Origin of the sequence: Anaeromyxobacter diazotrophicus, assembly GCF_013340205.1 — a bacterium.
Classification (GTDB): Bacteria; Myxococcota; Myxococcia; order Myxococcales; family Anaeromyxobacteraceae; genus Anaeromyxobacter_A; species Anaeromyxobacter_A diazotrophicus.
Genome location: NZ_BJTG01000005.1, coordinates 274,076 through 296,182, shown reverse-complemented (window position 1 = coordinate 296,182; position 22,107 = coordinate 274,076). Strand labels below are relative to the sequence as shown.

Sequence of the window (22,107 nt, the reverse complement as noted above, 5' to 3'; positions counted from 1 at the left end):
GTCGATCTCCGAGCTACATCCCTGAAGACATTCCACCGGCGCCGGCCGCGGCCGGAGCCTGTTCCTCGCTGCCGGCGGCCGCGCCCTTCGCGCCGCCGCCCCGGCGGCCCATCGAGCCGGCGCCGGGGACCGCGCCCGAGGAGACCCCGCCGGCCAGGCCCGGGGGCGCGTCGAGGCTGACCTCGCGCTGGGCGATCGCCACGCGCTCGGCCTGGGCCAGGCTCTCGACGTATCCCGCCTCGTCCGCCACCAGCCCGCGCAGCACCTCCAGCACCGACGCGAAGGTGACCTTGCCCACCTTGTACTGCGCCAGGGTCGAGCTGACGGCCGCGTCCGACTGGACCAGCACCGCGTCGCGGTAGAGCTGGTTCGTGCGCGCCAGCGCCGCGAGCACCGCCTGCCGCTCCTGCGCGCGCAGGCGGACCACCTGCCGGGTCGCCTCCTCGCCGCTCGCCTCGGAGGCGCGCCGGCTCGCCGCCTCGTCCACCGCCCGCGACTGCTTGCTCCCCGAGAAGATGGGGAGGGTGATGCCGACGCTCGCGAGCCACATCGGATCGAGCGAGCCGCGCGGCATGACGCCGGCGGTGACGGAGAGATCCGGCCACCGGTCGCGCTGCGCGACCTCCACGCGACGCTCGGCGGCGGCCGTGGCGCGCCGCGACTGGGCGAGGTCGGGGCTGCGGCGCTCGGCGTCGTCCGCGGCCTCCTCGCCGGTCATCGGCGGAGGCACCCCCAGGTCGGCGAGCCTGCGCGCCGTGGGGATGGGCTCGTCCAGCGGGTGGACGCGCAGGCGGTTCAGGCCCTGGATCGCCGTGCGCTCGTTCGTCTCGAGCGCGATCCGGCGCTGCTGCAACCTGGAGCGCTCGAGCTGCGCGCGGACGAGGTCGGACTGCGCCCCGCCGCCCACCTCGTAGCGCGTCCGGGCGATCGCCTCGGCCTCCCTCCACAGCGCCTCGAGCCGCTGCTGGAGGGCGAGCTGCTCGCGCACCAGCAGGAGATCGACGTAGGCGCGCTCCACCTCGGCGGTGACCGACAGCCGGATGCGGTCGAGCTGCGCCTCGACGACGCTGGTCTGGGCGCGGGCCGCGCGCTCGCGCGCGCCGCGCTTGCCCGGCCACGGGAACGGCTGCGTCACCATGACCTGCCAGTAGGAGGTCTCCATGGTCCCGATCTGGATGGCCTGGAAGCCGTCGTTCTGGATCCCCAGCGAGAGCGTCGGATCCGGGAGCGCCGAGACCTGCGGCTCGCGCTGGCGGTCGGCCTCCACCGTCGACCGAGCGCGGGCGTACTCCGGGCTCTTCTCCAGCGCCTCGGCGACGATCGCGTCGCGCACGGGATCGGCCGTCACCGCGGCCGGCTCGGCCGCGGCGGCGAGGGCCCACGCGAGGGCGATGAGCGAGCTGATGACCTTCACCGTCGGAACCTCCTCGAACGAGGGGTGCGCAACGCGCGCGAGGGGGGCGGCCGCCGGACCAGGCGGGCGCCCCCCCGCGTCGCAGCCAGGCTCAGGCCCGGTCAGTTCGCCTTGAGCACACCCGCGATCATGTCCATGCCGCACGCGAAGCGATATTCGCCCGCCTTCTTCGGCGTGACCGTCACGGTCACGGGCTGGTTGAGCGGCAGCGGCTGGTTCACGCCGAAGTCCTTCATCACGATCTCGGTGGCGCAGGTGCGCTCCACCTTGCGCGTCACGACGAGCTTCACGGGCTTCCCGTGCTTCACGGTGACCTCGGCGGGGACGAAGCCCTCGCTCGTCACGGCGAGCTCGACCGTCTGGGCGCCCTTGGTGGCCGGGGTCGCCGCCGCGACGAGGTGGTGGCCAGCCGCGGTGGCGGCGGCGGGGCTCGCGTGCTCGGCCTCGCAGTCACAGGCGCGGGCGGGCGCGGCGGACGAAGCGCCGAGGAGTACGGCAGGGGCCAGGATCAGAGCGGTCAGGTTCAAGGGAAGTCTCCGGTGAGGGTTTCCTGCTGGAAGAGCACGTCCCGTGCCGAGCACCGCTCGCGGCCGTGGGCCTGGGACTCCGCAGATTTCCAGGGTTTTCCCATTGCCTGCCCGCCCTCAGCTTCCGGACGGCTCGATTACACCGTGATGGCTGCTGTTACACCCCTCCTTGCCCCCGCAGGCCTCGCTCCCCGTCATTTTTGCCCGCTCACTGCGTACGAGGGGGCACCGCGACGAAGGCCGTCGAGCGCGCCGAGCTGGAGCGCGAGGCCTTCGTCGCCTCCTCGAGAAGCACGGGGCCCGGAGCGACCACTCCCGCGACCCGACATGGTAGGTCTCCCCGCGATGAAGCGATCGAAGCCACCGCCCACCCGACCCTCGCGCCGCGCCGGCGGCCTGCTCTACGCCTGCCTCGCGGCCGCGGGCCTCGCGCTCGCGCTCCTGCTGGCGCGCGTCCACGCGCAAGCCGTGGCCGGCGCCGCGCCGAGCTTCTGCTCGCTCGGCGAGACGGTGAACTGCGACCGGGTCGCGCTGAGCCCCTACTCCGTGGTCCTCGGCGTCCCGATCGCCCTGTGGGGCGCCTTCGCGTACGCGGTCATGCTGCTGCTCGCGCTCGCGGGCCTGCGCCGCCGCGGCCCGTCGTCCTGGCCCGCCGGGCTCTCCCTGCTGCTCGCCGGCGCCGCCGCCGCGCTCACCGTCCCGCTCGCCTTCGCGAGCGCCTTCCTGCTGCGGAGCTTGTGCCTGCTCTGCGCGGCGACGTGGGCGATCGACTGGGCGCTGTTCGCGACGGCGCTGCGGGGCGCGCGCGCGGCCGGAGGCCCAGCCCAGGCCGTGGCCCAGGACCTCCGCCTCCTCGCGCAGCGCCCCTGGCGTTCGCTGGCCGTCTCCGCCGCCGCGGGCGCGCTGCTCGCCGCCGCGCTCGCGGCTTACGCCAGCGCGGTCGCGGCGAGCGCCGCCGCGCGTCCCGCCCCCACGGCGAGCGCGCCGCCCCCGCCTCCGCCTCCGGCCGAGGCGGGCTCCGGGCCAGCCGGCGTCACGATCTTCGAGTTCAGCGACTACGAGTGCCCCCACTGCGCCCGCGCGCACGCCGAGCTCCGCGCCGCCCTGAAGAGCCGGCCGGCGATCCGCCTGGAGCACCGCAACTTCCCGCTCGATCAGGCGTGCAACCCGGCGGTGACGCGCCCCTTCCACCGCAAGGCCTGCGCCCTGGCGCGGGCCGCGCTGTGCGCCGGAGAGCAGGGCCGGTTCTGGGAGCTCAACGACGCGCTGTTCGCGAACCAGACCGCGGGGCGCCCCGTCGAGGAGCTGGCGGCGGAGGTGGGCCTCGACGTCGCCGCGCTCCGGCGCTGCCAGGACGCCCCCGAGACCGCGCGGCGCCTCGACGAGGAGATCGCCGCCGGGCTCCGGGCCGGCGTCAACGCGACCCCGACGTACGTCGTGGGTCGGGCGCTGTACGTGGGGGCGGTGCCCGCGGCGGTCCTCGGACCGCCCCGCTGACCCCGCGCGGGTCCCACCCGCCGCGCACCGTCCGTTCACGTTCACGACCCGTGCGGGTGCCCGCGCCGAAATCTCGACGTGTCGGAGTCGCGCGCTACCGTCTGCACCGGGAGTGGGGACGGAGGCGCGGGCATGGCGGGTACGGTGATGGTGGTCGAGGACGACGTGTGCGTGCGCGAGCTGGTGATGGAGATCCTGGGGGCGGGCGGGTTCACCGCCGTGGGCGCCCGGAACGGACAGGAGGCCCTCCAGCACCTTCGCCAAGGGCTCATCCAGCCCGCGCTCATCCTGCTGGACCTCATGATGCCGGTGATGGACGGCCGACAGTTCCGGGCCGAGCAGCTCGAGGATCCGCGGCTGGCTCGCATCCCGGTGGTGGTCATGTCCGCGTCGGACGACGGAGAGGTCCGGGCCGAGGGCCGCGTCGCGAAGCCGTTCGAGCTCCAGGCGCTCCTCGACGTGGTCTCGCGCCTCGCCCCCGGCGGCGCGACGGTGCACTGAAGGGCTTCGCGGCCGTCGGAGCCGCCGTCGCCGGGGCGCGGCGGCGACGGCCCGTGCTATGGGTATGGGGCCGGTCCGCGCGGGAGCCTCGGCCCGGACGCGAGGTGTGGCCATGTCGAGCTGGGAAGCGGACGCGGACCTCCTGAACTCCAGCGGCGCGCGGCACGCGCTCATCCTGTCGCGGACCCACTCGGCCCTGGGCCAGCTCGCGCAGGGGATGGCGCGGGCCCTGGCGCCGCGGCAGATCCGCATCTCCTCCGCCGCCCCGGGCCGCGGGCGCGTCGATCCCCTCGCGCAGCGCGTGCTCGCCGAGCTCTCGGTGGGCGTCGCCGACGAGCCCCCGCGGGCGCTCGACGAGGTGGACACCGCCGACGTGCAGGCGATCGTGGTCCTGTCGGAGGAAGACCCGACCCCGCCCGCGCTCCGCGGCGTCCTCAAGGTCCACTGGCCGCTCCCCGAGCCGGCCGACGGAGGGGGCACCGGCGAGGAGAAGCTCGCGCGCTACCGCGCCGTCCGCAACGAGCTGCGGCGCCGGCTCATCCGCGTGTTCGCGCGGGAGCTGGCGGCGCCCGCCGCGACCGGGGCCGCCACCATCGCGATCGGACCAGCCTCGGGCGGCGATCTCGGCGCCATCCAGCAGCTGCTGGCGGCCTCGCTGCTCCCGCTGCGGGACGTCGGCGGAGCGCACCAGCGCTTCCTCGCCGCCAGCGAGGGCGGCCGGGTCATCGGCTGCGCCGGGCTCCAGGTGGCCGGGCAGGACGGCCTCGTCCGCTCGATGGCGGTCCACTGGACGCGCCGCAACGCCGGCCTGGGGAGCAGGCTCCACGAGCGGCTCCTCTTCGAGGCGGTGCTGGCCGGCGTCCGGACGCTCTACGTCGTCACCTCCACGGCCGAGGACTTCTTCGCCGGCCACGGCTTCCGGAAGGTCGCGCCGGAGGCGGTGCCCGCCGCGCTGCAGGCCTCGGAGGAGTACACCGCCTTCGTGCCCGGCGGCAGCACGGTCATGTCGCGGCCCGTGTCGCCGGCCTGACCGCCTCCCGCTCCGCGGCGCGCTGCGCGAAGGCCATCCGGGCGATGGTCGAGAGGCTCGCGACGGCGATGAGCGACTCGAGCACCGTGCCGCCGATGGAGCGGCTGAGGACGTTGTTCGCGAGCCAGAGCGAGGTGCTCCCGAGCAGCGCGACGCGCATCGGGATCCCCTCCAGCGTGAAGACCGCCACCGCGCCGAGGCAGGACGCGGCGACGGGGAGCCAGCCCGCGCCGTGCGTCGCGAGCGCCACGGCCAGGGCGAGGTTGACGGCGACGCTCGCCGCCGCCAGCCAGGCCGAGCGGAACCACCTCGAGAGCAGCGTGCGCACGCCGGAGACCGCCGCGCTCGAGGCGGCTGGCGGGCGCCCGAGCAGCGCGAAGTGGAGGACGTAGACGAAGGACTCCAAGGCGACGAAGAACTTGAGCCGGCCGTCGTCGCGCTGGAGGAACCCGGTGACCCCCAGGGCGAGGGCCACGTACCCGACCACCTGGGCCGGGGAGAACGGATGCATGTCGTGAAGCTCCTGGGGCCGGGGAGCGGCGCGCGCGGGCTCCGCCTCCGGGCGCCGCGGCAGCCGACCCGGGGTCATCCTGCCACTCGGCCGGGAGCGGCGCAAAGCGCGCCCCGCGCGCCGCGGTGAAGGGAGCGCCGGGGTGGAGCGCTCGGCCGCGGGATCAGCGCCGTGCGACCTTCTTCTTCCGCTTCCCGGCCGCGGCGGGCCGCTTCCGGCCCGAGGCCGCCGGCGCGCTCTCCCAGAGCACCGCCTCGACGTTGTTCCCGTCGAGGTCGAAGGCGAACGCCGCGTAGGCCGCGTACCCCTCGCGCGGACCGGGCTCGCCGTTGTCCTTCCCGCCCTCCTTCAGCGCCGCGGCGTGGAACGCGTCGATGGCGGCCTTCGACGGAGCGAGGAAGGCGACGTGCGTCGGCGTCCCCACCTTCCCGGCGGTGACCCAGAAGTCGTGTCGCCCCGCCTCGTCCTTGAACCCGAACGAGTCGCCATACTTCATGTCGCAGCGGTACCCGAGCGGCTTCAGCGCGCGCTCGTAGAAGCGCCGGCTCGCCTTCGAATCGCTGCAGCGCAGGCTGACGTGCTCGATCATGGTCGCTCCCTGAGGCGCGTTCGACGGGAAGGTCCGTCCTCCCCGTGAGAGGAGAAGATGCGCACGCGGCCCGGGGCCGCACGCGGGCTGGCGCTCCGCGCCGGACGGCGGGCTGAGGGTTTACGGCACGCCACGCGACGTGTTGTCATCCCCGGATGCCGACCCTCCCCGCCCTCCTGGCGCTCGTCGTGCTCGGCCGTCCTCGAGCCGGATCCGCCCTGAGCTCGGCACGGGTATCCCGTCCTCGAAGATGATCGCCTCGAACGCGCTCGTGCTCGCGGGGGTGCTGGTCGGTGCCGTCTACCTCGGCGAGGATGTTTCGGACCCCATGGGCAGCCTGGCGTGGATCGCGCTCGACTCGGCCCTGGCCGCGGGCGCCGTGCTGCGGCTCACGAAGCGGCAGCGCCGCTCCGTCCGGTTCCTCGCCGCGCTGGCATTGGTGGCCGTCGCCGGGGTCGGGTTCCTGGTCGGGAGCCGGAGCAGGACGCGGGCTTACAACGAGTGCGTCGAGCACGGTGAGGCGATCCGTGGCGGACTTCGACGGTACATGGAGCGGGAGGGCCACTACCCAGCAACGCTCGAGCAGGCTGTCGCGCAGGGCCGCATGTGCCTCCGTCCGCTGCGCGGGACGATCCTGCGCTATTCGACGACCGGTCACGCCTACGAGCTCCAGTTCGGCGACCATCTCGTGACGTGGCGGGCGACCGATCGCGAGGCGTTCATCGCGAGGAAGTGACCGTCCGGCCGCACGGAACCCCTCAGGCGCGCTAGACCCCCCGCAGCCTCGGCAGCACCAGCGACGCCCAGCAGGCCGTCGCGCCGAGGAACGCGAGGGACGCGAGGGCGAGCCACACGCGCTCATGGGGGCGGTCGAGATCGACGATCCCGCGCAGCACGAGCGCGCCGAGGACGAGGGCGGCCAGCGCGACCAGGCGCCGCGGGCGCCCGGCGAGCACCCGGGGCGTCCCCCCGTGCGCCTGCGCGACGTGGTGGCCGACCGACAGCGCCATCAGGGCGAACCCGCCGATGTACACGACGTGCAGCCCCGCCTCCTCGTACCGCGGCGTCACCGCCGCCAGCGCGTAGCCGAGCGGCAAGAGCCAGGCGGAGAGCCAGACCAACCGCCGGTGCAGCCCCGGGACGGTCGGGAGGCGATCGATCCGGGCAGCGGCGAGCAGGGTGACCAGCGCCACCGCCGCGCGGACCGCGCAGCCGAGCCGGGGCGAGGCCTCCGCCTCGACGAAGAAGCTCGCCGCCAGCGCCGCGGCGCCGGCGAGGTGCAGCGCCTTCGCGGCCGCGTCGCGCGCCGTGCCCGCCGTCTCGGCGTGCGGCACGCCGCGCGTGAGCACCGGCAGCAGGGTCGCGCCCACGCCCACGACGAGCGCGGTGAGCATGCCCTGGGTGAGGAGGCCCTGGCCCGCGAGGCGGAGCGGCACGTCCTCCGCGGCGCCAGCCCAGACGCGCAGCACCGCGCCGGCCGCTCCGAAGAGCAGCCCCGCCGGCACCCAGACGATGGCGTTCGGCAGCTTCAGCGTGGCACCCGCCGCCGCCAGCCGGGGCGCGGCGAACGCGAGGAGCACGCCCACGAGCACGAGCCAGGCCGCCTGCGACGCGACCTCCGCGCCGAGCGCCGCCGCCACGACCGCCACCGCCGGGGCGAGCACCGCCAGCGCCACCTGGAGCGGCGTCGCCGGGGGCGCGCCGACGCGGCGGGGGAGGAACGTGAAGAGGAAGCCGGCCGCGATGCAGGCGAGGAAGCCCTCGATCTGGGCCACGGCGTGGAAGTCGGAGGGATAGCCGACGTTCGCGCCGAGGCCGTACGTCAGCCACGCGCCCACGCCGGCCAGGGCGGCGAGCATCGCCTCCGGGAAGAGCAGGCGCCAGGGCTCACGGCGCCAGAGCGGGTCCGGCTGCACGAGCGCAGTGCGCTCGCCCGCTTCGCGAGGATCGGGCGCCGCGCTCATCGGCCCCTCCTCGAGCTCGGCCGCAACCCAAATGCCGGTGCGTCACCCACCCCGCGGTGCGCGCGCACCCAATCCTGGTTGGACCAGCGTTTCATTGGAGCCCCAATCATGCGCGCCGCGCTCGCCGGCGGACAGGTGCGCGCGCCGGCCAGGTGACTGCAAGAGGCCGGCCGCGCGACCTCGGCTCCGAGCGACCGCTACACGGTCAGGACCTTCGCGGCGGCGTTCAGCCGCTGGACGATGTCGCGCATGTTGGACACCTCTCCCAGGGCGAGGCGCTCCGTGAGCTCGAAGTGCTCGAGGCAGGTGACGCACGCCAGGAGCTCGACGCCCGCGTCCTCGAGCTGGCGCAGCGCCTCGAGGGCGGCCGACTCCGGCGCGAGGAGCTTCACGGCTGCGTTGTAGAAGACGATCGCCTCGGGCTTCGGCTCCACCGCGGCGAGCGTCCGCAGGAAGCTCCCCGCGAGCTTCGCGCCGAGCACCTCGTCCCCGCGCCCCAGCTCCGCCGCGTGCATCACCACCACCGTGCCGCCCATGCCGTCTCCTCCTCGGGTCCGAGTAGCACGACCCGCCGGGGCGCGCACGCGCTTGTTCCCGCGAGGGACACGGCTGCCGGCCGCCGCGAGCGGCCCGGCGCGGCCGCGCGCGCCTCGACCTGGCGCTAGCTCGCCGTCTCGCGATCGCCCTCGGGCTCGGGCTCGGGGGCGGTGGCGCGCAGCGCCTCGGGCCGCACGCCGCCGGTGTAGATCGCGACCGCGCAGGGCGCGCGGGCCAGGATGGAGTCCGTCATCGCCCCCAGGAAGGCGCGCCCGGCCACGAAGCGCGGGGTGGCCCCCAGCAGGATGAGGTCGGCGCGCTCCTCGACCGCCTCGTCCAGGATGACCCGGCCCGGGAAGCGCGACGACGCGAGCCGGCAGCGCACGTCCACGCCCTCCCGACGCCCGCGGGCGACGAGCTGCTCGAGCATGCGCGCGCCGAGCAGCCGCAGCTCCGTGCGGACGCGGCCGCCCGACGAGGCCTCCGCCTCGACGACGTGGAGCAGGTGCAGGCGCGCGCGCGTCTGGCGGGCGTAGGCGAACGCCAGCTCCGCGGCGGCGCGGGAGGGGGCGATGCCCGTCACCGGGAGCACGATCCGGCGAAACGTCTCCGGGGTGGCCCCGGCCCGGACCACCACCACGTCGCAGGAGCCCGAGGCGAGCAGCGCGCGCAGGAGGCGGTGCGAGAGGGCGCGCCGCCGGTTCAGGCCCAGGAAGACGAGATCGTAGTCCCGCGCCGCCTCGGCGGTGACCGCCTCGTCGACCGACGGCGCGGCCACCACCGACGCGTGGAAGTCGGGCACCTCGAGCGCGCGCGCGACCGCCTCCGCCTGGGCCGCGATCTCCTCCGCCGGCGGGCTGCCGCGCCGCGGCGCCGCGCCGCCGGGGCCCGTCACCACGAGTCCCACCAGGGTCGCGCCCGGCTGGAGCCCGAGCGGCGCCGCCAACCGGAGCGCCTGCAGCGCGTGCGGCTCGCCCGAGGTGGGCACGAGGATCTTCGTCCCGCGCCGCCGGATGACCGACCGGCGCTCGGCGGCCTCTTCCGCGAAGCGCTGCGCCTCGTCGGCCCCGAGCGGCACGCCGCGGAGCGCCCAGCGCAGCAGGATGGGCGTCGCGAGGCTCGTGACGATGGGGACGAGGACGATGAGCGCGTACATCGGCGCGGCGAGCACGCCGAGGTCCATCCCGATGCGCGCCACGACGAGCTCGGTCGAGCCGCGCGCCGAGACCCCCACGCCCACCGCCAGCGCCTCCCGCGGCCGCATGCCGCCGAGGCGCGCCCCCAGCCCGGCCCCGAGGATCTTGCCCACGATGGCGCCGCCGAGGACCAGCGCCGTGACCGGCCAGGCCGGCAGGGCGAGCACCTCCACGTTCAGCCCCGAGTACGCGAAGAACACCGGCGCGAACACGCCCATGACCATGCTGTCGATCGAGCCGAGCGTGCCCTCCTTGATGCGCGGCGACTGGCCGACGATGAGCCCGGCCACGAAGGCGCCGAAGATGGCGTGGATCCCGAGCGCCTGGGTGAGCGAGGCGCACGCGAGCGTCAGCACGAGGACGGCGCTCGTGGTCCCGTGCTCGAGGCGGCCCTCACGCTCGAGCCACCGGATGGCCCTCCCGGCGAGCGGCCGGATCACCAGCAGCGCGAAGACCCCGAACCCGGCCGTCGCCGCGAGCGTCCCGGCGACGCTCCCGAAGGCGACCGCGCCGGTCTTGGCGACGCGGATGACGATGGCGAGCAGCACCCACCCGACCGTGTCGTCGAGGACCGACGCGCCGATGATCACGATCCCGACGTCGCGCCGGGTGAGGTTCAGGTCGAGCAGGATCTTGGCGATGACCTTCACCGCGGAGATGGACATCGCGGTCGCCAGGAAGGCGGCGAAGAGGGGGCGCCCGCCGCGCCCGACCAGGTCGAGGGGGACGACGAGCCCGGTGCCGACGCCCACCGCGAACGGCACGGCGATCCCGCACAGGCTGGCGAGCAGCGCCGGGCCCTTCAGCGTCCGCCACCGGGACACGTCGGTGTCGATGCCGGTCCGCAGCATGAGCAGGATCATCCCGATCCAGCTCAGGAGCTCGAGGAGGCCACCCTGCCGCGGATCCTTCGGGAAGACGAACCCCTCCACGCCCGGCAGGACGTGCCCGAGCACCGTGGGCCCGAGCACCACGCCGGCGATGACCTCGCCCATGACGCTCGGCTGCCCGAGCCGCCGGGCGAGCCCTCCCAGGGCGCGCGCGGCGGCGAGGAGGACCGTGAACTGTAGGAGGAAGACGAGGAACTGGCGGTCGGAGAGGCCGTGCATGCCGTCGGCGTGCCTCGAGCGCGCCGCCACGGCTGGCGCACGGACAACATGCGTCGCGGCGCGCGAGGGCGCCACGGCCGGCCGCGAAGGGCCGTGCCGGGGCGGCGGCCGCCCTCAGGTCACGGGCCCGGCGGCCAGGGCGCTCGACGGCGCGCCTCCGTCCGAGGCCGTCAGCCCTGCCCCTCGCCCTTGAGCCTCTTCCAGAGCGTCACCCGCGAGATGCCCAGCCGTCGCGCCGCGGCCGCGCGGTTCCCGCCGCAGGCCGCGAGCGCCGTCCGGATCTCCGCCGGCCCGGGCATGGCGGCGCGCGGACCGCCCGCGCTGGCCGGCGCGAGCGCGCGCACGTCGGCCGGGAGGTGGCGGAGCTCGATGTCAGCCGGCCCGGCCTGGAGCGCGGCGAACTCGAGCACATTCTGCAGCTCCCGCACGTTCCCCGGCCACGGGTAGGCCTCCAGCGCCGCCAGCGCCTCGGGCCGGATCCGCCGGTGGCGGCCCTCCGGGGCGGGGACGCGGCGCTCCAGGAAGGCCTCGCCGATGAGCCGGAGGTCGGCGGCGCGCTCCCGGAGCGGCGGCACGCGCAGCGGGAAGACGGCCAACCGGAAGTAGAGGTCGGCCCGGAAGCGCCCGGCGTCGACCAGCCCCTTGACCTCGCGGTTCGAGGTGCAGAGCAGGCGCAGCCGCCGCCCCGCCGGCGCCCCCTCGCTCCTCCGCTCCCGCTCCTCGAGCGCGCGCAGCAGCCGGAGCTGGACGAGCGGCGACAGGTCGGCGATCTCGTCGAGGAGCAAGGTCCCGCGATCGTCGCCGCCGGTCGAGGCCGAGGCGCGCAGGTTCGCCATCAGCTCCGCCTCGGCCGCGACGTCCTCGAGCCCCGAGCAGCTCACCCGCAGGAACGGACCGCTGGCCCAGGGGCTGGCGGCGTGGATCGCCTCCGCCACCCGCTCCTTCCCCGTGCCGCTCTCGCCGAGGATCAGCACGGTCGCGCCCGACCCGGCGACCAGCCCGACCATCCGGTGGAGCTCCTCCATCGCGGAGGCCCCGCCGAGGAGCGCCTTCGGCTCCTCCCCGGCCGCGGCGCGACGGCCGGGGGGCTCGACCGCCGCCTGCGTGAAGGTCTCCAGCGCTCCGACCGGCTCCCCTCCAGGCGCGAACAGCGCGACCGCGCTCTTCACGATGAGCAGCAGCCGGCCGTCCTTCGTCCGGACGGTGCAGGTCTTCGTGACGCGCTGCTGCTCGACCATCCCGCACTTGATCGGCCCGAGCCCGCAGGCGCAGCCCCGGACCGCGTCGCCGGCGAGCAGCGAGCAGTACCCCCCCACCGCCTCGTCGCGCGTGTAGCCGGTGACGCGCTCGGCGGCGCGGTTCCAGTAGGTGATGCGGCCCGTGACGTCGGTCGTGAACAGCCCGTGCGGCAGCGCATCCGCGAGCTGGCGCACCGCGCCCTCGCTGCCGAGGCCGAGGAAGGGCAGCGCCGCGATGTCGGGAGGTGCCAAGCCAGGTCCGCTCACCCGCCCGGTTTGAGCCAAATTCCAGGACCATCGTTTCGTCCGGGGCCTGCGCCAAATTGCCGCTGTTGCCCAGGACGAGGAGAGCCCGGCCACCGCGGAGGGTTGGCCGGGCTCTCGTCCTCGGGGGGCCCCGTTCGGGCGAGCCCCCGGCGCTACGCTGCGCCGGTCACGGGCTGAAGTACCCGGTCACGTGCGTCGGTTGGGTCATCGTCACCGTGCAGGTGGTCGGCGTGGGCGTCGAGGTGCAGCCCTCGAACCGCAGGAACGCCGAGCCGGCGGCCGGCGCCGCCGTCAGGGTGATGGTGGAGCCGGTGGCCGGGTCGATGCGGCAGGTGCCGCCCGTGCCGCTCGCGCAGGCGATGCCGCCGCCGGTGATCGTGTTGTGCGCCACGAGCGAGCCCACGGTCACCACCAGCGCCTGCGTCGGCGAGTACGGGCCGCCGCCGGAGCCGTTGCTGAACAGGGCGGTGACCGCGGTGGTCCCGGCGACCGTGACGGTGCACTGGGCCGGCGCGCCCGCCGAGGGCGTGCAGCCCTGCCAGCTCACCAGCGCCGTGTTCGGGCCGGGCGTCGCGGTGAGGGTCACGAGCGTGCCGTCGGCGAGCGCGCCGTTGCAGGCGCCCTGGGTGCCGAGGTTGCAGTTGAACCCGCCACCGCTCACCGTGCCCCAGCCAGTGCCGACCACGCTCAGGTTGAGGCCGGAGCCGGTCACCGGGGTCGTCTGCGCCGGGGCGCCGAACGTCGCCGTGACCACCTTGCCGGTGTTGAGGCCGGTGGCGCCGCCCGCCACGGACAGCGTGCAGGTGAGCTCGTCGGCCGACACGGAGGTGCAGCCGGCCCACGAGGAGATCGCGGCCCCGACGCCGGGGTTGGCGGTGAGGACGAGCGCGCTGCCTTGCGCCACGGTGGTGGTGCAGAGGCCGCCCGCGAACCGGCAGTCGATCCCGCCGCCGGTGACGGTGCTGCCCGGGCCGCTGCCCAGCATCCGGACGGCGACCGGGACGCGCTCGCCGGTGAGCGACGCCACCCTGAACTCCGAGTAGCCCATCGCCTCCCAGCGCGCGATGAACCTCGGCTGGCCGGCGTTGGGGTTCGGGACCGTCCCGGCCGCGTCGAGGAACTCGTCCTCCGCGGGCTCGATCAGCTGCTTGCCGAAGAAGAACGTCGAGCCGGCGGAGTGGCAGTCGGTGCAGCCGCCCGCGCCGTACGGACCGGGCTTGAGCGACGGGTCGGCCGGATCCCGCTTCGGGACCACGTTGTGATTGATCGCGAAGTCATGGCTCTCCGCCACCGCGCTGTCGAAGAACTCCACCTTGCCGGCGTCGTCCAGGTAGTAGACCTTCCCGGCGCGGATCAGCACGGGCCGCACCGCGATGGTCTTGTCCGCGGCCGGGTCGTCGTTGGCCGTGTCGACCTCCGCCGCGAGCGCGGTGAGCGACGCCTGGATGTCGGACCGCCGGTACTGGACGGGGTTGGCGGCATCCGGCCCGCCGCCCGTCAGCGGCAGCGCGCCGAGGCGCGCGCCACCGGGCGGGTAAGCGCCGGTGAGCACCTTGCGGACGAGGCGCAGCGGAAGCGGGCGGATGATCGCGCCGTCCCCCGTCCCGCTCAGCCAGTCGCCGTAGTACGCCGTGAGGAGCGGCTTCACGGTGGTGAGCTTGCCCTTCCACGAGCGGACCGCCGGGTACCACCGGAAGGGCGCGCCGGCGGGGCCGACCGAGGCGAAGTAGCGATCCCAGGTCGAGACCTTCTGCGAGCCGGTGGTGCTCATCTCGTAGACCAGCTCGGGGACGTCCACGCTGGTGGTGGACGGATCGTCCTCCATGTAGCGGACGTGGCAGGCCTGGCACGCGAGCGCGGCGAAGTGCAGCGGCGCGATCGACGCGTGCGCCCGGGTCGGATCCGGCGCGAAGAGCCCCGCCGGCGCCTTGCCGCCCAGGTGGCAGTCGGCGCAGCTCAGGCCGGTGTTGTCGAGGTCGTCGCGGACGGACCCGATGGTGATGTCGCCCTTGCCGATCTGGTGCTCGAGCCGGCCCCCCGGGACGCCGGCGGCGTTCGGGTGGCAGGCGGTGCAACCGATCGCGGCCGCCGTGTGGACGTCGTTGGTCGCGGCGAGCGTGCGGCCCGACTTCTTCGTGTCGGGGATGGCGTGGCAGCCGCGGCAGTTCGCCTGCGGCGTCGGACCGATCTTGCCGAGCGGGATGACCAGCTGGTTCTGCGCGTCGACCACCAGCGTGCCGCCGGTGACGCCCAGCGCGTAGTCCACCGGACCGACCGCGGAGGCGGTGGGCGGGAACGCCGGAGCGGCAGCGATGGTCACCGTGCCCCACCCGGCGCCCATGGTCGGCGCGACCTTGAACGCGGCCACGCCGGGCAGCCCAGCGCCTCCGGCCAGGGTAGCGGCGCGGTTCTTCCAGCTGTAGCCGGCGAGGTGGCACATCAGGCAGTCGGCCTGGAGGACGCCGTTCTTCTTCCAGCCGGCGGCGGGGATGGGCGTGCCGGCGGGGGTCACGACCGTGAGGCCGTCGGCGGACATGACGTTCTTCGGGGCGATGAAGCCGTAGTCGCCGTCGAGCTTCGCGGCGTCGGGCAGCGCCGCCACGCCGCCGCCGTACCCGAACTGCGTGCCGTTCCAGTACAGCTGGCCGTCACGGTCGTACTGCGTGGGGCCGCCGCCCGGGTGGCAGATGCCGCACTGGAAGGTGAAGAAGTAGGAGGTCTTGTCCATCGCCGTGGAGGTCGTGTTGCTCTTGCGGGCCAACTGGCTCGCGTCGGACGACGGGGGTCAAGTCTTGCCGTACATGCCCTTCGAAAGGAGCCACGGCTTGGTGGGGTTGAAGCTGTCCGAGACCACGATCTGGTTGGTCGCGTCGGTGCGGCCCTGCTGGAAATGGTAGCCGCGCGTGATCACGTCCACGTCGTGGCAGCCGCCGCACGTCTTCTCCGGGCTGTAGGGCACCGTCGAGCCCGCGAGGATCGCGGCGCCCGTCTCGTCGCGCAGCGTGATGGCGCCGGTCGCGTCGGTGGTGTGGTGCGTCGTGAGCGCGCCCGAGGCCTGCTTGTTGGCCGGGGCCGGCTGCTTGCTGGCCGCAGACATGCAGGCCACCCCGGCGGCCGCGAGGAGGAGTGCCAGCGGCACTCGCCCGCGCGTCGTCTCTCTCCCTGTCACTTGGTCGTCCCCTCCCGCGCCGGCTACGCGGCGCGGCGTCGTCTGACTCGTTCCGGCGGACCGTTCACGGCGTGCCGTTCACGCCGTTCACGTCCGCTGGGTGCTTCCCCCTTCGCCAGCCGGAGCGCGGATCGAGCGACGCGACGCGCTCCGGGCGTGCACGAGAGAAGCACCGTGCGTGCCTTGCACCGTGAGTCAACGCGAGCTTCGGGCCGGCGCGCCCGGAAGAGGAGGGAACCCGCCCGTCGAGGTGAGACCGTTTGACGCTGGAGAGCGGGCCGCTGCGCGCTTTCGCCCAGCCCGGGGTGGAGTGCCCCATCGAAGCCCAGGCGCGCCTTTCACGCTGCGTGAGTCCACCCTCGGTCCGTCGCGCCGCGCCCGTGAACGTTCACGCCGTTCACCGCGCGGGCGCTCGGCTGGGGCAGCACCGTCGGCGCCGCGGCGCCGGGCAGGGGCGCTCGGGATGGAGCGGTTGGCGGGCCTGGCCTGCCGCGAGACGGAGCTCCCGGCCGCGCCAGGCCCGCGCCGTCCCGCTACATGTCGCTCCCGCGCATCGGGCACTCGGGATTCGGGCAGCCTGCGCCGCGCTGCATCGCGGCGGGGCCCATGCCGCCCCGCATCCCCATGCCCCGCCCGCCCATGCCACGCGCTCCCCCGCCTCCGGGGCCGAAGCGATCGTCGAACCGGGCCAGGAACAGCGCGGCGCGCGCGCGCTTCTCCGGCGGGAGATCCTTCGTGACGGCGCCGACCAGCTCGCGGTCGAGGGCCGAGAGCTCGGCGCGCGCGTCCAGGTCGGAGGCGATCGCCTTGTCGACGTCGGCGGCCGCGACCTTCTCGCCCGACGCCGCCCGGCGCAGCGTCGCGTGCGCCTCGCGCATCCGGTCCAGCGCGGCCGCGCGCCGGTCGTCGAGCTTCATCGTCCGCTGCCGGAGCGCGAGCGCCTGCGCCTCGTCGAGCCCGAGCGCCTCGGCAAGCCCCAGCGTCCGCGCCATCCGCATCCGCTGCCCCGCGATCCTCGTCCCGTCACCGGGCCCGCCGCCGCCGCGCATCGGCCCGGGCCCCCCCGGGCCCCCCTGCGCCAGCGCGCCGAGCGGGAGCATGACCGCCAGCACCGCGACCGCCTCGCGAATCCTCTTCATGGTTCCTCCAGGCCGGGATCGATCCCGGCCAGCACGTCGTCCACTTCGACCACCGGCTCCTCGTCCCTCAGCTCGAGCACCGCGCTCGCGCTCCACAGCTCCTCCATCGAAGGCGGCTCCCAGGGCGCCCGCGGCTCGCCTCCGACCGGCGCCGGGCCGCGGCGCGGGAGCTGCGTCGCCGCCGCGAGCGAGGCCGCGACGGCGATCCCCGCCGCCCAGCGGCCGGCGCGCCTGCGTCCGCGGGCGCGGCGCACCGCGCGGCCGAGGGTCTGGCCCGCGCTGCTCACCGCGCCCAGCTCGGCCGCCGAGGCCGGCGGCAGCCGGGCGAGCTGGAGCACCTCCGTCGCCGCCTCCGCCTCGGCGCGGCACCCCGGACAGCGGGCGAGGTGCGCCTCGACGGCCGCCGCCTCCTCCGGGGAGAGCGCCCCCACGGCGCGCAGGCTGAGGGTCGCCTCCAGCTCGCGGCAGGTCATCGTCACGGCTCCTCCCGAGGGGCGACCGACGCCCGAAGGGCCCGCGTCGCGTGATGGAAGTGGACCTTGGCCGCGTTCTCGCTGATCCCCAGCGCGGCGGCGATCTCCGCGAACGGGAGCTCCGCGTCGACCCGCAGCGTCAGCACCTCGCGCTGCCGCCGCGGCAGCCGCAGGACCGCGCCCCGCACGGCCCGGGCGCGCTCCGCCTGCTCCAGCGCCTCGATCGCCGCGGGGCCCGCCGGCTCCGCCGTCGCCAGCAGCGCGACGGACGCGCGGGCGAGCCGCGCCCGGTCGCGGACGTGGTTCTTCGCGAGGTTGACCGCGACCCGCACGAGCCAGCGCCGGAACGGGAACTCGCGTCCGCCGAGCCGCCGGCCGCGGGCGGCCTGCAGCGCGCGCACGAACGTCCGCTGCGCGAGGTCGCGGGCGTCGTCCGGGGTCCGCGCGTATCGCCGGACGAGGTCGAGCACCAGGCGCTCGTGCCTCCGGAACAGCTCGGCGAGCGCGCCCTCCTCGCCGCCCGCGAACCGCTGCAGCAGCGCCGCGTCGCTCGCCGGTCCCGAGGGCCCGGCCGCGAGCTCGCCGGTGCGCGAGGATCGATCCACGCCGAGCGCCTCCGGGGCCATGCCATCCGAGACCCCGGCGGAGCCGGAAGGTTAAGGCTCGCGCGCCCGTCGAGCCCGCGATGGGGGGTCTCCCCCGCGTCAGAGCCACCGCTGCAGCGCCCGGTTCTCGCCCGGGTCCCCGCGCCTGGCCGCGAGCTCCGAGCGAGGGCCTTCTCGGTCACCCCGGCCTCACCGTCTCGCTCCCCAGCCCTGCTTCGGCGCCAGGGGCTTCTCCCGGACGCGACCTCGCGAACCAACCGTATATCGCGCGAGGGCGAGCACGCCTCCGGTCGCGGCGAACGGCACGTTGAGGAAGATGAGCAACGCGGGCCGCGCCGCCTCGCCACCGCCGTCGCGATGGGCCCGCAGCGGGACGGGCGCGGGGGCGCGGGCGGCATCACCGTACCGCCGCCCGGGAGCCGTTGCTGGGAGAGAAGCTCACCGCGCCGGGCGGATGTTCTGGTTCACGTGGAAGAGGTTGTCGGGGTCGTAGTCGGCCTTGACACGGGCGAGCCGCGCGTAGTTGTCGCGGTACGCGGCCCGGATGCGGTCCTGCCCCTCCTCCATCATGAAGTTCACGTAGGCGCCGCCGGCCGAGTACGGGTGGATGGCCTCCCAGTACTCGACCGCCCACGAGCGCGCCGCGCCGGCGCGGGCGGGGTCGTGGTCCACGCCGACGATCACCTGCGACCAGTTCGCGTCGCGATGGCTGAACGCCGTGTCCTCCTTCCCGACCCGGTGCGCGGCGCCGTCGATGGGGTAGAGGTGCATCGTCGACTGCATCGTCGGCAGGCGCGCCGCGAACTCGACGTGGCGCGCGATCGCCTCGTCGGGGATCTCCTTCACGAAGTCGCCCCGCCAGTACCACTGGTCTCCCGGCGGATAGAGCCCGTCGAAGGCGCCCTGCAGCGCCGGGTAGGGCAGCTCGTGCGGCCCGTGGAGCGCGGGCTTCGCGACGCGCAGGGCGGGCGCGAGGGCGCCGGCCGCCTCCGCCTTCGGTCCGGTGTAGCACCACACGATCCCGCACATCTTCTGCAGGTGGAGCTCCGCCGGGAACGGCGCCACCGGCGGCACCGTCAGGAACGCGAAGAAGCCGAACACGTCCTCCGGCGCCGCGGGCAGGAACTCGCGGTACCAGGCGAGGACGTCCCGGGCCGCGGCGAGCGGCCACAGCGTGGGCCCGCCCACCACGGTCGTGACCGGGTGGAGCCGGAGGGTGAACGAGGTCACCACGCCGAAGTTGCCGCCGCCGCCGCGGAGCGCCCAGAACAGGTCCTCGTGCTCGTCCTCGCTGGCGGTGACGAAGCTCCCGTCCGCCAGCACGACGTCCGCGGAGACGAGGTTGTCGATCGTGAGCCCGTGCTTGCGGGTCAGGTACCCGTGCCCGCCGCCGAGCGTCAGCCCGCCCACGCCGGTGGTCGAGATGATCCCGGCCGGCGTCGCGAGCCCGAACGCGTGGGTGGCCTGGTCGAGGTCGCGCAGCAGCGCGCCGCCCTCGACCGTGACCGTGCGCTGGGCCGGGTCCACGCGGATCGCCTTCATGGCCCGGAGGTCGATGACGAGCCCCCCCTCCACGCTGGCGAGCCCCGCGCCGTTGTGCCCTCCGCCCCGGACGGCGATGTCGAGGCCTCGTGCGCGGCCGAGCTTCACCGCCTGGCTCACGTCCTCCGCGTCCGAGCAGCGCGCGATCAGGGCCGGGTGCTTGTCGAACGCGGCGTTGTAGAGCTGCCGCGCCTCCTCGTAACCGCACGCTCCGGGCGCGAGCACCTCGCCGCGCAGGCTGCTCCGGAAGCCATCCACCACCGCCTTCTCGACACCGACCGTCATGACGCGCTCCTTCCCACGTGACACTGCGCCCGGGCGAGCGAGGGGTCTCCACGGCCCTTCGGCAAGGCCCGTCCTTCCGCGGGCCGCAGGGCCCGCGTTTCACTACCTGTGCTGCACGACAGCTCGAGACGGAGGCGGCCCCGCTACGCGCCGTCCGTCGGATCGATGACCCCGACGACCTCCGAGATCCGGTCTGCGGGGATGCCCGTGCACCGGGCGTGCTCCTCGATCAGCTCCGGCGTGGCCGCGTAGTAGAGGCAGTAGAACTTGTCCGCGGTGACGAAGCTCTGGACCCACTGGATGCTGGGACCGAGGTCCCGCAGGATCCCGTTCGACTTCTGCGCCACCGCCCGCAGCTCCGCGGGCGACATTCGAGCCACACCGGGGATCTCCCGCTCGATCAGGTACTTACGCATGTGGTCGCCTCCTGCTCGTGACCGGCCTCAACCCGCGCCCAACTTGACATACCGACAGTAGGTATCTAAGATACCGTCAGTATGGACGTCAAGGGCAGCCCCCACCGAGGGCGTCGGAGCCGGCGCGAGCAGGGGGCCGAGGAGACGCGCGCGGCGCTCGTCAGCACGGCGCGATCGCTGTTCGCGGCGCGCGGCTACGCGGACGTGTCCATCGACGACATCACCGAGGGGACCCGGGTGACGCGCGGCGCGCTCTACCACCACTTCGAGGACAAGCGGGAGCTCTTCCGCGCCGTCGTCGAGGCGGTCGAGCGCGAGCTGACCGACGAGGTCCGTCGCCAGGGAGAGGGGCCGGGGGGGCCGTGGGAGCAGCTGCGCGCCGCGTGCGAGGCGTACCTCGACGCCTGCCTGCGACCCGAGGTGCAGCGCATCATCGTCCTCGACGCGCCGCCGTTCCTCACCTGGCGCGGGTGGTGCGAGATCGACAAGCGCTACGGCCTGGGCGTGTTCGAGGGGCTCCTGGGGAAGGCCCGCGACGCCGGGCTCCTCGAGACGAGGTCGGTCGAGACGGCGGCGCAGCTGCTGCTCGGCGCGCTCAACACCGGCGCCCGCGTGGTCGCCGACGCCGCCGACAAGGCCGCCGCGCGCCGGAGCGTGCTCGAGACGATCGAGCGGCTCCTGGCGGGCTTCTGGGTGGGCCGCCCCGCCGCCGGTCAGAGGGGCTGAGCCGGGCGGGCGCGGACGCGCCGGAACGGCCGCGCGCCGTGGTAGAACTCGGGGCGACGGAGCCCTCGACCGATGCCGCCCCGCTCTCGCCCCAGGACCCGAGTCGCGCCCCCGCCGGCGCCCCGCGCTCACGCCGGGCAGCGCGCGGCCACGGTGGCGGCGAGCCTCAGGGACGCCGGCCTCAGACGCTCCCGGGTGAGGGACATCGTGGTCGAGGAGTTCTTCGCGGCGGCGCAGCACATGTCGGTCGAGGCGCTGCTGGACCGCGTTCGCAAGCGCGCACCGGAGACCGGGCTCTCGACCGTGTACCGGACGCTGAAGGTCCTCGTCGAGCACGGCTTCGCCGCCGAGCGCGACTTCGGCGGCGCGCACACGCTCTTCGAGCCGGCGGACACGCCCCACCACGATCACGCCGTCTGCGTCGCCTGCGGCCGCGTCATCGAGTTCGAGGACGACGCGCTGGAGGCCATCCAGGCTCGCGTCGCGTCGAGCCTCGGGTTCGAGGTGACCGCTCACCGGCTGGAGCTCTACGGCCGGTGTCCGAGCTGCCGCGCGCACGCCGCGCGGTGACCCCCGGGTCCTCCACCGTCCTGTGGGCTGGCTCGAGGCGCTCGCTCGCGAGACCCTGTTTGCCGTAGCCGGAGGCCCCTCCCGCCCGTAACCAGGTGGGGAGGAGCGCTTCGACATGGCGAAGAACACCATCTGCCTGTGGTACGACCACGACGCAGAAGCGGCCGCGCGCTTCTACGCCCAGACCTTCCCCGACAGCGCCGTCGGCGCGGTGCACCGGGCGCCGTCCGACTTTCCTGGCGGCAAGGCGGGCGACGTCCTGACGGTCGAGTTCACGGTGTGCGGCGTACCGTGCCTGGGCCTCAACGGCGGCGACGCGTTCAAGCCCAGCGAGGCGTTCTCCTTCCAGATCGCCACCGACGACCAGGCCGAGACCGATCGCTACTGGGACGCCATCGTCGGCCACGGCGGCGCCGCGAGCGCTTGCGGCTGGTGCAAGGACCGGTGGGGCCTGTCGTGGCAGATCACGCCGCGCGTCCTGACGGAGGCCATGGCCAGGGGCGGCGCCGTGGCCAAGCGCGCCTTCGAGGCGATGATGGGGATGCAGAAGATCGACGTGGCCGCGATCGAGGCGGCGGTGCGCGGCGGCCGCTGAGCGCCGCCGCGACCGCGTGGTCGCGCTCCGCGGCGAGGCGCGTCCGGCCCCCTACCCGGTCAGCCGGCGGAGGGCGGCCTTCATGCTCTTCCGCAGCCGCTCCAGGGATCGCGCGAGCTGCCCGAGCTCGTCGTTGCGGGACGAGGCGATGGGCTCGTCGAGCTCTCCGAGGCCGTCCCCGGGCGCGGGGTCCCTCATGCCGCGGAA

Annotated in this window: 23 protein-coding genes; 7 read left to right on the top strand and 16 right to left on the bottom strand. The window is 74.9% G+C overall.

Annotated elements, in window-relative coordinates; genetic code table 11:
• Positions 1 to 13: 13 nt before the first annotated feature.
• Both HWY08_RS12495 and HWY08_RS12490 read right to left on the bottom strand, forming a co-directional pair.
• Positions 14 to 1,414 (bottom strand): TolC family protein, encoded by a 1,401-nt coding sequence (locus tag HWY08_RS12495; protein WP_176065600.1) that lies wholly within the window; start codon positions 1,412 to 1,414, stop codon positions 14 to 16.
• 101 nt (positions 1,415 to 1,515) lie between these two features.
• Positions 1,516 to 1,941: a cupredoxin domain-containing protein gene (locus HWY08_RS12490; protein ID WP_235969601.1), complete on the bottom strand. Its 426-nt coding sequence runs from the start codon at positions 1,939 to 1,941 to the stop codon at positions 1,516 to 1,518.
• Between the two features lie 345 nt (positions 1,942 to 2,286).
• Here HWY08_RS12490 and HWY08_RS12485 point away from each other — a divergent pair, with 345 nt between their 5' ends.
• The 3 genes from HWY08_RS12485 (at position 2,287) to HWY08_RS12475 (ending at position 4,969) form a co-directional block, all read left to right on the top strand.
• On the top strand, positions 2,287 to 3,438 hold the full coding sequence (locus tag HWY08_RS12485) for a vitamin K epoxide reductase/DsbA family protein (protein WP_176065598.1): 1,152 nt from the start codon (positions 2,287 to 2,289) through the stop codon (positions 3,436 to 3,438).
• A 132-nt stretch (positions 3,439 to 3,570) separates the two neighbouring features.
• Positions 3,571 to 3,939, top strand: coding sequence for a response regulator (locus HWY08_RS12480; protein ID WP_176065596.1), 369 nt, complete (start codon positions 3,571 to 3,573; stop codon positions 3,937 to 3,939).
• A 112-nt stretch (positions 3,940 to 4,051) separates the two neighbouring features.
• Positions 4,052 to 4,969 carry a GNAT family N-acetyltransferase gene (locus HWY08_RS12475; protein WP_176065594.1) on the top strand — a complete coding sequence of 306 codons (918 nt, stop codon included), beginning with the start codon at positions 4,052 to 4,054 and terminating at the stop codon, positions 4,967 to 4,969.
• On the opposite strand, the gene HWY08_RS12470 is transcribed toward HWY08_RS12475, so the two are convergent.
• On the bottom strand, positions 4,941 to 5,480 hold the full coding sequence (locus HWY08_RS12470; protein WP_176065592.1) for a YgjV family protein: 540 nt from the start codon (positions 5,478 to 5,480) through the stop codon (positions 4,941 to 4,943). The genes HWY08_RS12475 and HWY08_RS12470 overlap by 29 nt on opposite strands.
• A 163-nt stretch (positions 5,481 to 5,643) precedes the next feature.
• Positions 5,644 to 6,069: a VOC family protein gene (locus HWY08_RS12465; protein WP_176065590.1), complete on the bottom strand. Its 426-nt coding sequence runs from the start codon at positions 6,067 to 6,069 to the stop codon at positions 5,644 to 5,646.
• Between the two features lie 250 nt (positions 6,070 to 6,319).
• Here HWY08_RS12465 and HWY08_RS12460 point away from each other — a divergent pair, with 250 nt between their 5' ends.
• Positions 6,320 to 6,805 carry a hypothetical protein gene (locus HWY08_RS12460; RefSeq protein WP_176065588.1) on the top strand — a complete coding sequence of 162 codons (486 nt, stop codon included), beginning with the start codon at positions 6,320 to 6,322 and terminating at the stop codon, positions 6,803 to 6,805.
• 31 nt (positions 6,806 to 6,836) lie between these two features.
• Here the strand turns inward: HWY08_RS12460 and HWY08_RS12455 are convergent, their stop codons facing one another.
• The 11 genes from HWY08_RS12455 to HWY08_RS12405 all read right to left on the bottom strand — a co-directional run bounded on the left by HWY08_RS12455 (position 6,837) and on the right by HWY08_RS12405 (position 20,009).
• The gene (locus HWY08_RS12455; RefSeq protein ID WP_176065587.1) at positions 6,837 to 8,033 is read right to left on the bottom strand and encodes an NnrS family protein; all 1,197 of its coding nucleotides are present in this window, start codon (positions 8,031 to 8,033) and stop codon (positions 6,837 to 6,839) included.
• 197 nt (positions 8,034 to 8,230) lie between these two features.
• Positions 8,231 to 8,569 (bottom strand): sulfurtransferase-like selenium metabolism protein YedF, encoded by a 339-nt coding sequence (gene yedF, locus HWY08_RS12450; RefSeq protein ID WP_176065585.1) that lies wholly within the window; start codon positions 8,567 to 8,569, stop codon positions 8,231 to 8,233.
• A gap of 125 nt (positions 8,570 to 8,694) precedes the next feature.
• Positions 8,695 to 10,875: a cation:proton antiporter domain-containing protein gene (locus tag HWY08_RS12445; protein ID WP_176065583.1), complete on the bottom strand. Its 2,181-nt coding sequence runs from the start codon at positions 10,873 to 10,875 to the stop codon at positions 8,695 to 8,697.
• Between the two features lie 170 nt (positions 10,876 to 11,045).
• A complete protein-coding gene (locus HWY08_RS12440) occupies positions 11,046 to 12,365 on the bottom strand; it encodes a sigma 54-interacting transcriptional regulator (RefSeq protein ID WP_176065581.1) in 1,320 nt (439 codons plus the stop codon).
• 181 nt (positions 12,366 to 12,546) lie between these two features.
• Positions 12,547 to 15,108: an InlB B-repeat-containing protein gene (locus HWY08_RS12435; protein ID WP_176065578.1), complete on the bottom strand. Its 2,562-nt coding sequence runs from the start codon at positions 15,106 to 15,108 to the stop codon at positions 12,547 to 12,549.
• A 57-nt stretch (positions 15,109 to 15,165) separates the two neighbouring features.
• The gene (locus HWY08_RS12430; protein ID WP_176065576.1) at positions 15,166 to 15,477 is read right to left on the bottom strand and encodes a hypothetical protein; all 312 of its coding nucleotides are present in this window, start codon (positions 15,475 to 15,477) and stop codon (positions 15,166 to 15,168) included.
• A 605-nt stretch (positions 15,478 to 16,082) separates the two neighbouring features.
• Positions 16,083 to 16,688 (bottom strand): periplasmic heavy metal sensor, encoded by a 606-nt coding sequence (locus tag HWY08_RS12425; protein ID WP_176065575.1) that lies wholly within the window; start codon positions 16,686 to 16,688, stop codon positions 16,083 to 16,085.
• A complete protein-coding gene (locus HWY08_RS12420; RefSeq protein WP_235969614.1) occupies positions 16,685 to 17,161 on the bottom strand; it encodes an anti-sigma factor family protein in 477 nt (158 codons plus the stop codon). The genes HWY08_RS12425 and HWY08_RS12420 overlap by 4 nt, the downstream gene beginning before the upstream one ends.
• Before the next feature lie 2 nt (positions 17,162 to 17,163).
• Positions 17,164 to 17,766: an RNA polymerase sigma factor gene (locus HWY08_RS12415; protein ID WP_235969600.1), complete on the bottom strand. Its 603-nt coding sequence runs from the start codon at positions 17,764 to 17,766 to the stop codon at positions 17,164 to 17,166.
• A gap of 438 nt (positions 17,767 to 18,204) precedes the next feature.
• Entirely contained in the window at positions 18,205 to 19,593 is a 1,389-nt protein-coding gene (locus tag HWY08_RS12410; RefSeq protein WP_176065568.1) for an FAD-binding oxidoreductase, read from the bottom strand.
• Between the two features lie 143 nt (positions 19,594 to 19,736).
• Positions 19,737 to 20,009, bottom strand: a complete 273-nt coding sequence (locus tag HWY08_RS12405) for a DUF4242 domain-containing protein (protein ID WP_176065566.1) — start codon at positions 20,007 to 20,009, stop codon at positions 19,737 to 19,739.
• Positions 20,010 to 20,090: 81 nt separating this feature from the next.
• On the opposite strand from HWY08_RS12405, the gene HWY08_RS12400 reads away from it, so the two are divergent.
• The 3 genes from HWY08_RS12400 to HWY08_RS12390 all read left to right on the top strand — a co-directional run bounded on the left by HWY08_RS12400 (position 20,091) and on the right by HWY08_RS12390 (position 21,900).
• Positions 20,091 to 20,735 carry a TetR/AcrR family transcriptional regulator gene (locus HWY08_RS12400; protein ID WP_176065564.1) on the top strand — a complete coding sequence of 215 codons (645 nt, stop codon included), beginning with the start codon at positions 20,091 to 20,093 and terminating at the stop codon, positions 20,733 to 20,735.
• A 72-nt stretch (positions 20,736 to 20,807) separates the two neighbouring features.
• The gene (locus tag HWY08_RS12395) at positions 20,808 to 21,305 is read left to right on the top strand and encodes a Fur family transcriptional regulator (protein ID WP_255499658.1); all 498 of its coding nucleotides are present in this window, start codon (positions 20,808 to 20,810) and stop codon (positions 21,303 to 21,305) included.
• Positions 21,306 to 21,420: 115 nt separating this feature from the next.
• The gene (locus tag HWY08_RS12390; RefSeq protein WP_176065560.1) at positions 21,421 to 21,900 is read left to right on the top strand and encodes a VOC family protein; all 480 of its coding nucleotides are present in this window, start codon (positions 21,421 to 21,423) and stop codon (positions 21,898 to 21,900) included.
• Between the two features lie 51 nt (positions 21,901 to 21,951).
• Here the strand turns inward: HWY08_RS12390 and HWY08_RS12385 are convergent, their stop codons facing one another.
• The gene (locus HWY08_RS12385; RefSeq protein WP_176065558.1) at positions 21,952 to 22,098 is read right to left on the bottom strand and encodes a HAMP domain-containing protein; all 147 of its coding nucleotides are present in this window, start codon (positions 22,096 to 22,098) and stop codon (positions 21,952 to 21,954) included.
• Positions 22,099 to 22,107 lie beyond the last annotated feature (9 nt).

What these genes read in the sequence shown, in the direction of transcription:
- HWY08_RS12485 (WP_176065598.1), top strand. Translation starts at nt 2,287, where the DNA reads ATGAAGCGATCGAAGCCACCGCCCACCCGACCCTCGCGCCGCGCCGGC.
- HWY08_RS12480 (WP_176065596.1), top strand. Translation starts at nt 3,571, where the DNA reads ATGGCGGGTACGGTGATGGTGGTCGAGGACGACGTGTGCGTGCGCGAG.
- HWY08_RS12475 (WP_176065594.1), top strand. Translation starts at nt 4,052, where the DNA reads ATGTCGAGCTGGGAAGCGGACGCGGACCTCCTGAACTCCAGCGGCGCG.
- HWY08_RS12470 (WP_176065592.1), bottom strand. Translation starts at nt 5,480, where the DNA reads ATGCATCCGTTCTCCCCGGCCCAGGTGGTCGGGTACGTGGCCCTCGCC.
- HWY08_RS12465 (WP_176065590.1), bottom strand. Translation starts at nt 6,069, where the DNA reads ATGATCGAGCACGTCAGCCTGCGCTGCAGCGATTCGAAGGCGAGCCGG.
- HWY08_RS12460 (WP_176065588.1), top strand. Translation starts at nt 6,320, where the DNA reads ATGATCGCCTCGAACGCGCTCGTGCTCGCGGGGGTGCTGGTCGGTGCC.
- HWY08_RS12455 (WP_176065587.1), bottom strand. Translation starts at nt 8,033, where the DNA reads ATGAGCGCGGCGCCCGATCCTCGCGAAGCGGGCGAGCGCACTGCGCTC.
- yedF (WP_176065585.1), bottom strand. Translation starts at nt 8,569, where the DNA reads ATGGGCGGCACGGTGGTGGTGATGCACGCGGCGGAGCTGGGGCGCGGG.
- HWY08_RS12445 (WP_176065583.1), bottom strand. Translation starts at nt 10,875, where the DNA reads ATGCACGGCCTCTCCGACCGCCAGTTCCTCGTCTTCCTCCTACAGTTC.
- HWY08_RS12435 (WP_176065578.1), bottom strand. Translation starts at nt 15,108, where the DNA reads ATGGACAAGACCTCCTACTTCTTCACCTTCCAGTGCGGCATCTGCCAC.
- HWY08_RS12430 (WP_176065576.1), bottom strand. Translation starts at nt 15,477, where the DNA reads ATGTCTGCGGCCAGCAAGCAGCCGGCCCCGGCCAACAAGCAGGCCTCG.
- HWY08_RS12425 (WP_176065575.1), bottom strand. Translation starts at nt 16,688, where the DNA reads ATGAAGAGGATTCGCGAGGCGGTCGCGGTGCTGGCGGTCATGCTCCCG.
- HWY08_RS12420 (WP_235969614.1), bottom strand. Translation starts at nt 17,161, where the DNA reads ATGACCTGCCGCGAGCTGGAGGCGACCCTCAGCCTGCGCGCCGTGGGG.
- HWY08_RS12410 (WP_176065568.1), bottom strand. Translation starts at nt 19,593, where the DNA reads ATGACGGTCGGTGTCGAGAAGGCGGTGGTGGATGGCTTCCGGAGCAGC.
- HWY08_RS12405 (WP_176065566.1), bottom strand. Translation starts at nt 20,009, where the DNA reads ATGCGTAAGTACCTGATCGAGCGGGAGATCCCCGGTGTGGCTCGAATG.
- HWY08_RS12400 (WP_176065564.1), top strand. Translation starts at nt 20,091, where the DNA reads ATGGACGTCAAGGGCAGCCCCCACCGAGGGCGTCGGAGCCGGCGCGAG.
- HWY08_RS12395 (WP_255499658.1), top strand. Translation starts at nt 20,808, where the DNA reads ATGCCGCCCCGCTCTCGCCCCAGGACCCGAGTCGCGCCCCCGCCGGCG.
- HWY08_RS12390 (WP_176065560.1), top strand. Translation starts at nt 21,421, where the DNA reads ATGGCGAAGAACACCATCTGCCTGTGGTACGACCACGACGCAGAAGCG.
- HWY08_RS12385 (WP_176065558.1), bottom strand. Translation starts at nt 22,098, where the DNA reads ATGAGGGACCCCGCGCCCGGGGACGGCCTCGGAGAGCTCGACGAGCCC.